Here is a 12,871-nt window from a genome sequence, read left to right as displayed (position 1 = left end):
ACGGTGGTGGACATGCGCGTCTGCCTCGCCTCCACCTCCCCCGCCCGTCTGATGCTGCTGCGACAGGCCGGGATCGAGCCGCTGACCCAGTCACCCGACGTCGATGAGGATGCCGTGGCCGCCGCCGCGGCGGCGGAGAGAGGCGCGGATCTCCCTCCCGCCGACCTCGTGCTCCTGCTCGCCAGGGCCAAGGCCGCGGACGTGGCGCACCGGCTCGCGGCCGACGGCGAGTTCGACGGCATCGTGATCGGGGGCGACTCGATGTTCGCCCTCGACGGCCGCGTGTACGGCAAGCCGTATACGGCGGAGGAGGCGACACGACGGTGGCGGGAGATGCGCGGCGCCACCGGCATCCTGCACTCCGGCCACTCCGTCTACCGCGTCTCCCCCGGGGCGGAGCCGGTCGAGGCGACGGCGACCGCCGAAGCCGCGGTGACATTCGCCGAGGACGTCACCGATGCCGAGATCGCCGCGTACGTCGCCTCCGGGGAGCCGCTGCTCGTCGCGGGCGCCTTCACCGTGGACAGTCTCGGCGGGGCCTTCATCACCCGCGTCGAGGGTGATCCCTCGACCGTCGTCGGGATGTCGCTGTCGACGGTGCGACGGCTCTCCACCGACCTCGGTGTCCGCTGGACGGACCTCTGGTCGTAGAGTCCGCTCGACGTTTTCGCGTCTTTCTTGTGGAGAGTCGTCAAATGGATCGAGAACCTTCTCGCTAGGCTGGCAACCATGCCTGATATCGCCAAGGTGCTCATCGCCAACCGCGGCGAGATCGCCGTCCGAATCATCCGTGCCGCTCGTGACTCCGGGATCGCCTCCGTCGCCGTATACGCCGACCAGGACCGCGACGCTCTGCACACCCGTCTCGCCGACGAGGCCTACGCCCTCGGCGGGTCCACCAGCGCCGAGACCTACCTGCAGATCGAGAAGATCCTCTCGGTCGCCCGTCGTGCCGGCGCTGACGCCGTGCACCCCGGCTACGGCTTCCTCGCGGAGAACGCGGAGTTCGCCCGTGCCGTGATCGGTGCGGGGATGACCTGGATCGGCCCGTCCCCCGAGGCCATCGAGGCGCTGGGTGACAAGGTCACCGCCCGCCACGTGGCCGAGAAGGTGGGAGCGCCGCTCGCCCCCGGAACCCCGGGTCCGGTCTCGGGCGCCGACGAGGTCATCGCCTTCGCCCGCGAGTTCGGTCTCCCGATCGCGATCAAGGCGGCCTACGGCGGCGGCGGCCGCGGCCTGAAGGTCGCGCGCGAGCTCGACGAGGTCGCCGAGCTGTTCGAGTCGGCCACCCGCGAGGCGGTCAGCGCCTTCGGACGCGGCGAGTGCTTCGTCGAGAAGTACCTCGACAAGCCGCGCCATGTCGAGACGCAGTGCCTGGCGGATGCCGAGGGCAACGTCGTCGTCATCTCCACCCGCGACTGCTCGCTGCAGCGCCGGCACCAGAAGCTCGTCGAGGAGGCGCCCGCGCCGTTCCTCACCGACGAGCAGAACGCGCAGCTGTACTCCGCCTCCAAGGCGATCCTCAAGGAGGTCGGCTACGTGGGTGCGGGAACCTGCGAGTTCCTCATCGGCGCCGACGGCACCGTGTCGTTCCTCGAGGTCAACACCCGCCTCCAGGTCGAGCACCCGGTGTCCGAAGAGGTCACCGGCATCGACCTGGTGCGCGAGCAGTTCCGCATCGCCGCGGGCGGCACCATCGACTACGACGACCCCGCCCCCACCGGTCACTCCATCGAGTTCCGCATCAACGGCGAGGACCCCGGTCGCGGCTTCCTGCCGCAGCCCGGCCCCATCCACGTGTTCAAGACGTTCGGCGGCCCCGGCATCCGGCTCGACTCCGGCGTCACCGCCGGTGATTCCGTGTCGGGCGCGTTCGACTCCCTGCTCGCGAAGATCATCGTCACGGGCAAGGACCGCGCCGAGGCGCTCGAGCGCTCGCGTCGCGCTCTCGACGAGTTCGAGGTCGCCGGTCTCCCCACTGTCCTGCCCTTCCACCGCAAGGTCGTCCGCGACGCCGCCTTCACGGCGGAGAACGGTGAGTTCGGGGTCTTCACCCGCTGGATCGAGACGGAGTTCGAGAACGACATCCCCGCCTGGGACGGCGAGCTGGAGACGCCGTCCCCCTCGGAGACCCGCCACACGGTGGTCGTCGAGGTCGCAGGAAAGCGTCTCGAGGTCAGCCTCCCCGACCGCGTCGCCGTCGCCGCAGGGACCTCCGGTCGCCCGGCGGCCGTGCCGCCGTCGCGCCGCAACCACTCGACCTCGGTGAGCGCCGGGGCCTCCGGCGATGCCGTCAAGTCGCCCATGCAGGCCACCGTCGTCAAGGTGGCCGTCGAGGAGGGGCAGCAGGTCGTCAAGGGCGATCTCGTCGTCGTCCTCGAGGCCATGAAGATGGAGCAGCCGCTGCAGGCGCACAAGGACGGGACGATCGGCAACATCGGCGCGGTCGCCGGAGCGACCGTCTCGGCCGGCCACCAGCTGCTCACCATCAGCTGACCACGTCGTCGAAGAGAAGAGGCGCCCCGCTGATGTGGGGCGCCTCTTCTCGCACGCTGCGGATGTCGCAGAGGTCAGGTGATCTTCGCGTTGACGAGGTGCATGGCACGACTCGCGTCGGTGATGCTGCTCGACAGCGACGGGTATGCCGCGAACACGCGGGACACCTGATCGACGGTCAGACGGCGCTCGACCGCGACGGCGATCGGATAGATCAGCTCGGAGGCCTTGGGCGCCACGATCACGCCGCCGATCACGGTGCCGGATCCCTTGCGGGCGATCAGCTTCACGAAGCCGTCCTTGATGCCCATCATCTTGGCGCGCGGGTTCGCCGCCAGCGGCAGCTTGTAGACGAGCCCGTCTGCGACGCCCTCCTCCACGTCCTTCTGGGAGTAGCCCACCGTCGCGATCTCGGGCGCCGTGAAGATGTTCGAGGTGATCTTGATCAGCTCCAACGGGATGACGATGTCGCCCAGCGCGTGGAACACGGCCGTGCGGCCCTGCATCGACGCGACGGAGGCCAGCGGGAAGAAGTTCGTACAGTCGCCGACCGCGTAGACGTTGGGCACGGAGGTGCGCGCGACACGGTTGACGCGGATGTTGCCCTGCTCGGTGAGCTCGACGCCCGCCTCTTCGAGCCCGATGCCCGCCGTGTTCGGGATGGAGCCCACGGCCATCAGGCAGTGGCTGCCCTCGACCGTGCGCCCGTCGGAGAGGGTGGCGATGACGCCGTCCTTCGTGACCTCGACCTTCTCGGCACGAGCCTTGGAGAGCACCGTCATGCCGCCACGTGTGAACACCTTCTCGAGCACGTGCGCGGCATCCTGGTCCTCACCCGGCAGCACCTGGTCGCGGCTGGAGACGAGGGTCACCTTCGCGCCGAGGTTCATGTACGCCGAGGCGAACTCGGCACCGGTCACACCGGAGCCGACGACGATGAGGTGCTCGGGCAGCGCCTTCATGTCGTACAGCTGCGTCCAGGTGAGGATGCGTGTGCCGTCGGGCTTCGCGGAGTCGAGCTCACGGGGCGAGGCCCCGACGGCGACGATGATGGTGTCGGCTTCGATGCGGTCGAAGTCGGTGCCGTCCTGGCCGGTCGAGACGACGATCGCATTCGGCCCCTCGAGGCGGCCGTGGCCGGAGAGGATCCGCACACCGGCGTCGAGGAGTGTCGTGCGCATGTCCTCGGACTGCTGACCGGCGAGTGCGATGAGGCGCTTGTTGACGGCGGCCAGGTTGATCGCGATCTCGGGCTTGAGCGGCTTGCCGTGCTCCCCCTTGGCGTAGAACTGCACGCCGAGATCCGAGGCCTCCGAGATCGCCACGGCGGCATCCGCGGTGGCGATCAGGCTCTTCGACGGCACGACGTCGGTGAGCACGGCCGCGCCTCCGACGCCCACGCGCTCGACCAGGGTCACCTCGGCTCCGAGCTGAGCGGCCGCCAGGGCCGCTTCATAACCGCCGGGACCGCCACCGAGGACGGCGACGCGCTGAGTGCGCTCAAAAGGGGTGGAAGACATGGTCTCCATTCTTCCGCAATCCTGGCCCCCGAGCCTGCACCTTCCTAGAGTGGATCCATGTCCGAAACACACAGCAACCCCCTCGACGACCCGAATGCGAACCCGTTCGAGGTCGCCGCAGCCGCAGCCGCAGACATCGCGCGCCTGACCGGAGTCGAGAAGCACGACATCGCTCTGACTCTCGGCAGCGGCTGGGGCAAGGCCGCCGACATCATCGGCGAGACCACAGCGACCATCCCGGCGACCGAGGTCACCGGCTTCTCCAAGCCCGCCCTCGAGGGCCATGTCGGCACTCTCCGCAGCATCCGCACCCCCGACGGCAAGAACGTGCTCGTCATCGGCGCCCGCACCCACTACTACGAGAACCACGGCGTCCGTCGTGTCGTGCACTCGGTGCGCACGGCCGCGGCCACGGGCGCAAAGATCATGGTGCTCACCAACGGCGCCGGCGGCGTGCGCGAGACCTGGACCCCGGGCCAGCCCGTGCTGATCAGCGACCACATCAACCTCACGGCCGATTCGCCGCTCGAGGGTGCCACGTTCATCGACCTCACCGATCTCTACGCCACCCGTCTGCGCGACATCGCGCGCAGCGTCGATCCCTCGCTCGACGAGGGCGTCTACACGCAGTTCCGCGGACCGCACTATGAGACGCCGGCCGAGGTCCAGATGGCCAAGCACATGGGCGGACACATCGTCGGCATGTCGACGGCTCTCGAGGCCATCGCCGCGCGGGAGGCCGGGATGGAGATCCTGGGCTTCTCGCTCATCACGAACCTCGCCGCCGGCATCCAGAAGACCCCGCTCAGCCACGCCGAGGTGATCGAGGCCGGCCGCGAGGCGGAGCCCGTGATCTCGGCGCTGCTCGCCCGCGTGGTCGAGGCGCTGTGAGCGAGGCACGTCTCGCGCAGGCTCGCGCGTGGATGCGGCAGGACCCCGACGCGGAGACCCGTGACGAGCTCGCCGCGGTGATCACCCGCGCCGCCGGCGGCGAGGAGACCGCCGTCGCCGACCTCGACGATCGCTTCGGCACCCGTCTGGCCTTCGGCACCGCGGGACTGCGCGGAGCTCTCGGGGCCGGAAGCAACCGCATGAACCGGGTGCTGGTGGCGCAGGCCGCCGCCGGTTTCGCCGCATTCCTGCGCGAGCGCGCCGGTGAGGGCACCCCCACGGTCGTCGTGGGCTACGACGGCCGTCGCAACTCGCGGGTCTTCGCGACGGACTCGGCCGAGCTGTTCGCCGGAGCGGGACTCCGCGCGATCCTCCTCCCCCGGCTCCTGCCGACCCCGGTGCTCGCCTTCGCGGTGCGGCACCTCGGCGCGGATGCCGGTGTCATGGTGACCGCCTCGCACAACCCGCCGAACGACAACGGCTACAAGGTGTACCTCGGCGGAGCGGATCAGGGGTCGCAGATCGTCGCCCCCGCCGACTCGGAGATCGCCGCGCACATCCAGCGGATCGCCGACGACGGCGACATCTCCACGCTCCCGCGCTCGCGGGCGTACGAGACGGCGGGCGAGGATGTCGTCGACGCGTACATCGCCGCGACCGCCGCGGTGGCGCCGGCCCCCGCAGGCGCTTCGGATCTGCGCTGGGTGTACACGGCGCTGCACGGGGTGGGCTGGGAGACGCTGTCGAAGATCGTGGCTGCTACGGGGTATCCGCAGCCCATGGTCGTCGGGGAGCAGTCGAAGCCAGACGCGACCTTCCGCACGGTGTCGTTCCCCAATCCGGAGGAACCCGGTGCGATGGACCTCGCCTTCGCACGCGCCCGGCGGGTGCAGGCGGACTTCATCCTGGCGAACGACCCGGATGCCGACCGCCTCGCCGTGGCGATCCCCGATGCCTCCTCGGAGAGCGGCTGGCGCCGCCTCACCGGCAACGAGGTCGGCCTGCTGCTCGGCGCGCGGGCGGCGCGGGTCGCCGCGGGCACACCGGGGGCGTCACTGGCCTGCTCGCTGGTCTCCTCCCCCGGTCTGGGCGCCGTCGCCGCTCATCACGGACTGGACTTCCACGAGACCCTCACAGGATTCAAATGGATCTCGCGTGCGCCGGGGATCGCCTTCGGCTTCGAGGAGGCGCTCGGGTACCTGGTCAACCCCGAGACGGTGCGTGACAAGGACGGCATCTCGGCTGCGGTCGCGATCCTCGGTCTCGCGGCCGAGGCGCACGCCCGCGGAGGGTCGCTCTCCGAGCTGCTCACCGAGCTCGGCGACACCTACGGCCACTACGCGAGCGGACAGGTGTCGGTGCGCGTCGAGGACCTCTCGATCATCGGCGACGTGATGCTCTCACTGCGCACCCTGCCCCCCGCGCGCTTCGGCACTCTCGGCGTCGCCGAGGCGCAGGACCTGCTGCACGCGGCGCAGGGGCAGCCCTCGGGCGACGTCCTGCGCTATCGGCTCGACGACGGCTCCCGGATCATCGTCCGCCCCAGCGGCACCGAGCCCAAGCTCAAGGTCTACATCGACGCGAAGGCCGACTCGGCTGCGGGCGCGGCCGAGACCGTGCGCGGACTCGAGGCCGCCGTGCGGTCGCTCCTGGAAGAACGCTCCTAGGCCGCGGATGCCGAGAAGACACGTCGTCATCACCGCGCACAACGGGGTGCATGCCCGCCCCGTCGCCGAGCTCGTGCGGCTCGTGCAGGCGCATCCGCATGCCGTCACCCTGCGCACGTCGTCGGGCGCGGTCGTGGATCTCAGCAGCGTCCTCGCGCTGATGGATCTCGCGCTCGCGCCCGGCGACGCCGTGGTGCTCGAGACCGCGGAGTCGGCCGGCGCCGCCTCCGTCCTCGACACCCTCGCCGCGGTCCTCGACCCCCGCGGCTGACGACACGGGGGCGGACGGCCGGCGACCGCTGACCGTCAGCCGTCGATGACGGCGACGAGCTCGTCGAGGAACGTCTCGAAGCTCGTGCCCCGGCGGAGGATGCGCTGCACGCTGTCGCGCTCGCTGAACACCTCGACGAGCTGCTCGAAGACCGTCTGGAATGCGGCACGATCCGTCTCGCTGAAGGCGGCGAGCGCGACCACCTGCACCCGTCCTCCGCCCCACGCGGCGGATCCGTCCGCCACGCCGATGGCGATCGCCGTCCTCGTCGCCGTCATCTGCAGCGCGTGCGGGACGGCGAGCGCGTCGGTGAACGCGGTCGACGACATGCGCTCGCGCACGATCGTGTTCTCGACATAGTCCTCGCCGATCAGCCCGGCCGTGACGAGCAGCCCTCCGAGTCGTCGGATGATCGCCTCCTCGCCCTCGTCGGGGAGCGGGTAGACGAAGGCGTCGGCATCGAAGTAGCGGGCGAGCTCGGCGCGCAGCCGGGTCAGCCGTCGCCCCCGTCGCACCCTGGCCGCGGCCTGCTGGATGCGATCCACATCGGAGTCGGTGAGGAAGGGCTGGATGCGCACGAACCGATCGCCGACCGCGCCGGGCTCGATGGTGCTGAGCACCAGGTCGGTGTCGAAGGACGTCCAGTCGGGATCGACGTTCGTGATGACGCTGGTGACCTCGATCGCCGAGCCCAGCGACCGGTCGACGCTCGATCGCAGCAGTTCGTGGAGCTCGTAGTATCCGGGGCAGACGATCGTCGCCGTGAGGATCGACTCCGCCTTGCGGCTGCGCTCGAGGCGTCCTCCCACGTGCATGGCGACGTAGGCGATCTCGTCGTCGTGGATCGGCGTGCCCAGGCGATCGTGCAGCCCGCTGGCGATCGAGACGGCCACCTCGAAGATCATCGGATACGAGGTCTTCAGCGAGCGGGTGAGCGGGTTGCGGGTCAGCGCCCGCTCTTCGGCACGCCGCATCAGGTTCTGCACGTGCAGCGCCAGACGGAGCACGAAGGTCTCATCCACCAGATCGACCTGGAAGTCCTCGGCGGCACGGGCGATCTCGGCTCTGACGGCGCTCTCGACCGCGGGGTCGACACCGCTGCGTGCCACGTCGCCCGCGGCATCCTCCCCCGGTGCGACGATGCGCGTGAGCACGAGCGAGGCGAGGTGACTGCTGTCGCCGTCGCCCAGCGTGACCGAGAAGTGCTCGCGAGCCAGACGGGCGATCACGGCGCCCACCCGGGGGATCTCCTCGCGCGCCCCCGTGGGACCGGCCTCCAGGGCATGTCCCGCGGCGACCCGCTCGGCGGCGATCGCGATGTGCAGCAGTACGTCGGAGATCGCGAGTTCGTTGACGTAGTAGCCGAGCTGACCGAGCTCGCGCACCAGCGCGGATTTGAAGGGCGCGACCGACCCCGCCGCGACCGCGCCGCCCTCGAGCGCGCGCCGGAAGGTCTCGGGGTGGAAGGAGGCGGCGTCCATCTCGTCGTGGGCGAGGCGGCTGAGCAGCCGCCGCTGCGCCGCTTCGGTGCCGCGCAGCCGCACGATCTCGCGGTCGCGCTCCAGGGTCAGCTCCGTCCCCTCCAGCAGGCCGCGCACCCGCGCGAGATCCGCCTCGAGGGTCGCCTCGCTGACGTGCAGCTCGGTCGCCGCCTCGAACACGTCGACGCCGGTCGGAACGTCGAGGAGCGTGCGGACCAGCCCGTGCAGTCGGTCTCTGGGGGCCGACTCGCCGCTCTGCCGCGTGCGCAGTGCGCGACGCGCACCGACACCAGCCCGATACCCCGCGGGTCCGGACTCCACGGCGTCCGCATCACCGGTCCGGGCGTTCACGGCGGCCACATACGAGCGGATGCTGCGCGGGGTCACCCCGAGCTGATCGGCGAGGCTCGCGGCCGTCGCCCAGTCGCCCTGGCGGAGGAGGGTCGAGAGGAGCTGGTCCTGACGCTGACGCGACATGATCCTCCCCTCCTCCGTGCCGACTGCACTGTCCTGACGTGATTCCCATGATGTCAGTAAGCGGAGCACCCCGCTCCGGAACCCACGTTCCGCAGGGGCGGAAAGGATGCTGTTGGCGAGAGGGGGCTTCCGGTTCCCAGACTGTTCTCAGGAAGGGTGAGCATCGATGAGGATCCTCGTGGTGTGCGGCGCTGGCGCGTCGAGCACGTTCGTCGCGCAGCGGCTCCGCAGAGCGGCGTCGGACGCCGGTCTCGATTGGGACGCGTCTGCCGGCATGGAGCACTCCGTCGCCGGAGGCGTGCACGACCTCGTCCTCGTGGGCCCTCACCTCGCCGATCGCCTCGACGCCATCCGTGACGTGGCGCGCACCCGTGTCGTCGTGCTCCCGGAGGACGTCTTCACCGACCGCGACGGCACCCGCACGCTGGCACTCGCGCGCTCGATCCTCGCCGACACCACCTCGAAAGGAACATCATGACCGTCTCCCGCACCGTTCGGATCGGCTCCTCCCACGGACTCCACGCCCGCCCCGCAAAGCTGTTCGCACAGGCTGCGAAGGAGTCGGGTATCCCGGTGACCATCGCGAAGGACTCCGGCAAGCCGGTCAACGCCGCCAGCATCCTCGGTGTCATCGCGCTCGCGGTGGAGCACGGCGACTACGTCACTCTGTCGGCGGACGGCGACGGCGCGGAGGGCGTTCTCGACACCCTGACCGAACTGCTCACCACCGACCACGACCAGGAGAGCGCATGAGCGAAGTGCGCGGCGTCGGCATCGGGCTGGGCGTCGCCCAGGGCGTCGTCGTGCGCATGACCGAGGCTTCGCCCGCACCCGAGAACACTCCGAGCACGCAGGGGGCTGACGTCGAGCGCACCCGCGCGCGTGAGGCGGTCACCGCGGTCGCGGCGGAGCTCACGGCTCGCGGCGAGTCCGCGGGCGGCTCGGCCCAGGAGGTGCTCGAGGCCCAGGCGATGATCGCCGAGGACCCGACGCTGCAGGACGAGGTCGACGCCAGGATCGACGACGGCGCCACCGCCGAGTGGGCCGTGCACGACGCGTTCGCCGGCTTCCGCGCGACGCTGGAGGCCGTCGGCGGCTACCTCGGCGAGCGCGCCGCCGACCTCGACGACATCGCCCAGCGCGTTCTCGCCCGGCTCCGGGGCGAGGACGCTCCCGGCGTGCCGGATCCGGGTCATCCGTTCGTCCTCGTCGCGAGGGACCTCGCGCCCGCGGACACGGCGCTCCTCGACCTCGATCAGGTGCTCGCCCTCGTCACCTTCGACGGCGGCCCCACCTCGCACACCGCGATCCTGGCCAGGGAGAAGGGCATCGTCGCGATCGTCGGCGCATCTGCGGCCGTGGACCTCGGCACGGGCACCTCCGTGATCGTCGACGCGGCGGCAGGGATCGTGACCGTGGATCCGACCGACGAGGAGAAGGACCGCGCCGACCAGCGTGCGGCCGCTCGACGCTCGGCGGACGACGCACCACTGACTCCCGGCGCCCTCGCCGACGGCACGCTGATCCCGCTGCTGGCGAATCTGGGGAAACCTGCAGACGCAGCCGATGCCGTCGAACGCGGGGCTGAGGGCGTCGGGCTGTTCCGCACCGAGTTCCTGTTCCTCTCGTCGGCCCAGGCGCCGACCGTCGAGCAGCAGCGCGAGTCCTACCGGGAGCTGCTCGCGGCCTTCCCCGGCAAGAAGGTCGTCGTGCGGATGCTCGATGCCGGCGCCGACAAGCCCCTGGCGTTCCTCAACGACGCGCACGAGGAGAACCCCGCTCTCGGGCTCCGCGGTCTGCGCGCGCTGCGGGCGAGCGAGGACATCCTGCGCGAGCAGCTGACGGCGCTCGCCGAGGCGGATGCGGCGACCGAGGCCGACCTGTGGGTCATGGCGCCGATGGTCGCGACCGTCGAGGAGACCGAGTACTTCACCTCCCTCGCCCGCGAATACGGGCTGAAGACGGCGGGCGTCATGGTGGAGGTCCCGGCGGCGGCGCTGCTGGCGGATCGGGTGCTCGCCCACGCGGACTTCGCCTCGATCGGCACCAACGACCTCACCCAGTACACGATGGCCGCGGACCGGATGCTCGGCTCGGTGGCAGGGTTCCAGGATCCCTGGCATCCTGCGGTCCTCCGCCTCGTGCGCGAGGTCGGCGCCGCCGGTGCCCGCCTCGGCAAACCCGTCGGCATCTGCGGCGAAGCCGCCGCAGATCCGATGCTCGCGGTCGTGCTCGTCGGCCTCGGCGCGACGACCCTCTCGATGGCGCCCTCCGCACTCGCGGACGTGCGCCAGATGCTCTCCACCCGAACCCTCGATGAGGCCCGCAACCTCGCCGAACTGGCACTGGCGGCAGACGACGCCGCCGGAGCCCGCCTCGCCGTGGCCGACGCCACAGCACCCCTTCCCCCTCACCAGCAGAAAGAGACGACATCATGACGACGACGTCACCGGCCGCCACGAAGGCAGGCGGCCTCCGAACGGGCGTGCAGCGCTTCGGCACGTTCCTGTCCGGAATGATCATGCCCAACATCGCCGCGTTCATCGCGTGGGGATTCATCACCATGCTGTTCATCCCGAAAGGCTTCTTCGGGGCGGAGACGCCCTTCCCGGGATGGCACTGGGCTCCGGTCGCCGAGATCATCGGCGGCGGCGGAGATTCCGCGGTCATCGGCTGGCAGGGTGCCATGACGGCACTCGCCGAAGGCGACGGCGGCAACATCTTCGCCTACGTGGGCCTCGTCGGACCCATGGTCACGTACCTGCTCCCGCTGCTCATCGCCAACACCGCCGGCCGCATGGTCTACGGCGAGCGCGGTGGCGTCGTGGCCACGATCGCGACGATGGGAGTCATCGTCGGCACGAACATCCCCATGTTCCTCGGAGCGATGATCATGGGCCCGCTGGCCGCATGGATCACGAAGCAGATGGACCGACTGTGGGACGGCAAGATCCGCCCCGGGTTCGAGATGCTGGTGAACAACTTCTCTGCCGGCATCCTCGGAATGATCCTCGCGATCCTGGGCTTCTTCGCCTTCGGTCCGGCGATGCTCGGCATCAGCGCCGTGCTCGGCGCCGCTGTCGACTGGCTCGTGTCGCTCAGCCTTCTGCCGATCGTGTCGATCATCGTGGAGCCCGCCAAGGTTCTGTTCCTCAACAACGCGATCAACCACGGCGTGTTCACACCGCTCGGCATCGAGCAGGCTGCGGAGAACGGCAAGTCGATCCTCTTCCTCATCGAGGCGAACCCCGGCCCCGGCCTCGGACTGCTCCTGGCCTTCACGTTCTTCGGGGTCGGTGCGGCGAAGGCGTCGGCACCGGGAGCGGCGATCATCCAGTTCTTCGGTGGAATCCACGAGATCTACTTCCCCTACGCGCTCAGCAAGCCGACGACGATCCTCGCGCTGATCGCGGGTGGAGCGGCCGGTGTCACGACGAACATGATCCTCGGCGGAGGCCTGGCCTTCCCGGCCGCACCCGGCAGCATCATCGCCGTGACGGCAGCGGCCATCGGCAGCGGCGTGGGCAACCTCCTCGTCGTGTACCTGTCGGTGGTGGTCGCGGCCGCGGTGACGTTCCTCATCACCGGTGTGATCCTGAGAGCCTCTCGCAAGAGCGACCTGGCCGCCGAGGGTGACACCTTCGGCGCCGCGATCGCACAGACCGAGGCCAACAAGGGCAAGTCGTCGGCTGCGATGGACGCGCTCCGCGCCTCCTCCGGCGCGGCCGCGGGTGCCGGCGCGGGTGCAGCGGTCGCGACCGACCGCCGCATCGAGAACGTCGTGTTCGCCTGCGATGCCGGCATGGGCTCGTCGGCGATGGGCGCGAGCGTGCTGCGCAACAGGTTCAAGAAGGCGGGGGTCGACGGCGTCACCGTCACCAACCAGGCCATCGCGAACCTCGACGGCACGGCCGACCTCGTGATCACGCAGCAGCAGCTGACGGATCGCGCGAAGGCGCAGTCGCCGAATTCGATCCACGTGTCGGTCGACAACTTCATGAACTCCCCGAAGTATGAAGAAGTCGTCGAGATGGTGCGCGAGCAGCGCGGCACCGAGGCGTGACAGAC

The 12,871-nt window shown here is 70.2% G+C and carries 11 protein-coding genes; 9 read left to right on the top strand and 2 right to left on the bottom strand.

Annotation, left to right across the window (positions count from 1 at the left end):
- The first annotated feature begins 12 nt into the window (after nt 1-12).
- Both ASD43_RS16375 and ASD43_RS16370 read left to right on the top strand, forming a co-directional pair.
- Nucleotides 13-651, top strand: a complete 639-nt coding sequence (locus ASD43_RS16375; protein ID WP_056421186.1) for a Maf family protein — start codon at nt 13-15, stop codon at nt 649-651.
- Nucleotides 652-729: 78 nt separating this feature from the next.
- Entirely contained in the window at nt 730-2,496 is a 1,767-nt protein-coding gene (locus ASD43_RS16370) for an acetyl/propionyl/methylcrotonyl-CoA carboxylase subunit alpha (protein ID WP_056420945.1), read from the top strand.
- A 74-nt stretch (nt 2,497-2,570) separates the two neighbouring features.
- Here ASD43_RS16370 and ASD43_RS16365 read toward each other — a convergent pair whose 3' ends face one another.
- Nucleotides 2,571-4,025 (bottom strand): NAD(P)H-quinone dehydrogenase, encoded by a 1,455-nt coding sequence (locus tag ASD43_RS16365; RefSeq protein ID WP_188042459.1) that lies wholly within the window; start codon nt 4,023-4,025, stop codon nt 2,571-2,573.
- Nucleotides 4,026-4,073: 48 nt separating this feature from the next.
- Between ASD43_RS16365 and ASD43_RS16360 the strand changes: the two genes are divergently transcribed.
- Genes ASD43_RS16360 through ASD43_RS16350 form a run of 3 tightly spaced genes read left to right on the top strand, consistent with a single transcriptional unit; the run spans nt 4,074 to nt 6,845 of the window.
- The gene (locus tag ASD43_RS16360; protein ID WP_045253507.1) at nt 4,074-4,907 is read left to right on the top strand and encodes a purine-nucleoside phosphorylase; all 834 of its coding nucleotides are present in this window, start codon (nt 4,074-4,076) and stop codon (nt 4,905-4,907) included.
- The gene (locus ASD43_RS16355; protein WP_056420943.1) at nt 4,904-6,574 is read left to right on the top strand and encodes a phospho-sugar mutase; all 1,671 of its coding nucleotides are present in this window, start codon (nt 4,904-4,906) and stop codon (nt 6,572-6,574) included. Before ASD43_RS16360 ends, ASD43_RS16355 begins: the two co-directional genes overlap by 4 nt.
- Before the next feature lie 7 nt (nt 6,575-6,581).
- Nucleotides 6,582-6,845 (top strand): HPr family phosphocarrier protein, encoded by a 264-nt coding sequence (locus ASD43_RS16350; protein ID WP_056420941.1) that lies wholly within the window; start codon nt 6,582-6,584, stop codon nt 6,843-6,845.
- Nucleotides 6,846-6,880: 35 nt separating this feature from the next.
- Here the strand turns inward: ASD43_RS16350 and ASD43_RS16345 are convergent, their stop codons facing one another.
- Nucleotides 6,881-8,803 carry a BglG family transcription antiterminator gene (locus tag ASD43_RS16345; protein WP_056420938.1) on the bottom strand — a complete coding sequence of 641 codons (1,923 nt, stop codon included), beginning with the start codon at nt 8,801-8,803 and terminating at the stop codon, nt 6,881-6,883.
- Nucleotides 8,804-8,969: 166 nt separating this feature from the next.
- On the opposite strand from ASD43_RS16345, the gene ASD43_RS16340 reads away from it, so the two are divergent.
- From ASD43_RS16340 to ASD43_RS16325, 4 genes are read left to right on the top strand one after another with little or no spacing between them, the layout of a single operon-like run.
- On the top strand, nt 8,970-9,281 hold the full coding sequence (locus ASD43_RS16340; protein ID WP_056420935.1) for a PTS sugar transporter subunit IIB: 312 nt from the start codon (nt 8,970-8,972) through the stop codon (nt 9,279-9,281).
- Nucleotides 9,278-9,556 (top strand): HPr family phosphocarrier protein, encoded by a 279-nt coding sequence (locus ASD43_RS16335; protein WP_056420933.1) that lies wholly within the window; start codon nt 9,278-9,280, stop codon nt 9,554-9,556. Before ASD43_RS16340 ends, ASD43_RS16335 begins: the two co-directional genes overlap by 4 nt.
- Nucleotides 9,553-11,241 carry a phosphoenolpyruvate--protein phosphotransferase gene (gene ptsP, locus ASD43_RS16330; RefSeq protein ID WP_056420931.1) on the top strand — a complete coding sequence of 563 codons (1,689 nt, stop codon included), beginning with the start codon at nt 9,553-9,555 and terminating at the stop codon, nt 11,239-11,241. Before ASD43_RS16335 ends, ptsP begins: the two co-directional genes overlap by 4 nt.
- A complete protein-coding gene (locus ASD43_RS16325; RefSeq protein ID WP_056420928.1) occupies nt 11,238-12,866 on the top strand; it encodes a PTS mannitol transporter subunit IICB in 1,629 nt (542 codons plus the stop codon). The genes ptsP and ASD43_RS16325 overlap by 4 nt, the downstream gene beginning before the upstream one ends.
- Nucleotides 12,867-12,871 lie beyond the last annotated feature (5 nt).

Source organism: Microbacterium sp. Root553, from assembly GCF_001426995.1.
Lineage (GTDB): Bacteria > Actinomycetota > Actinomycetes > Actinomycetales > Microbacteriaceae > Microbacterium.
The sequence above is the reverse complement of the archived record's forward strand: the minus strand, read 5'-3'. Positions and strand labels throughout refer to the sequence as shown.

What these genes read in the sequence shown, in the direction of transcription:
- ASD43_RS16375 (WP_056421186.1), top strand. Translation starts at nt 13, where the DNA reads ATGCGCGTCTGCCTCGCCTCCACCTCCCCCGCCCGTCTGATGCTGCTG.
- ASD43_RS16370 (WP_056420945.1), top strand. Translation starts at nt 730, where the DNA reads ATGCCTGATATCGCCAAGGTGCTCATCGCCAACCGCGGCGAGATCGCC.
- ASD43_RS16365 (WP_188042459.1), bottom strand. Translation starts at nt 4,025, where the DNA reads ATGGAGACCATGTCTTCCACCCCTTTTGAGCGCACTCAGCGCGTCGCC.
- ASD43_RS16360 (WP_045253507.1), top strand. Translation starts at nt 4,074, where the DNA reads ATGTCCGAAACACACAGCAACCCCCTCGACGACCCGAATGCGAACCCG.
- ASD43_RS16350 (WP_056420941.1), top strand. Translation starts at nt 6,582, where the DNA reads ATGCCGAGAAGACACGTCGTCATCACCGCGCACAACGGGGTGCATGCC.
- ASD43_RS16345 (WP_056420938.1), bottom strand. Translation starts at nt 8,803, where the DNA reads ATGTCGCGTCAGCGTCAGGACCAGCTCCTCTCGACCCTCCTCCGCCAG.
- ASD43_RS16340 (WP_056420935.1), top strand. Translation starts at nt 8,970, where the DNA reads ATGAGGATCCTCGTGGTGTGCGGCGCTGGCGCGTCGAGCACGTTCGTC.
- ASD43_RS16335 (WP_056420933.1), top strand. Translation starts at nt 9,278, where the DNA reads ATGACCGTCTCCCGCACCGTTCGGATCGGCTCCTCCCACGGACTCCAC.
- ptsP (WP_056420931.1), top strand. Translation starts at nt 9,553, where the DNA reads ATGAGCGAAGTGCGCGGCGTCGGCATCGGGCTGGGCGTCGCCCAGGGC.
- ASD43_RS16325 (WP_056420928.1), top strand. Translation starts at nt 11,238, where the DNA reads ATGACGACGACGTCACCGGCCGCCACGAAGGCAGGCGGCCTCCGAACG.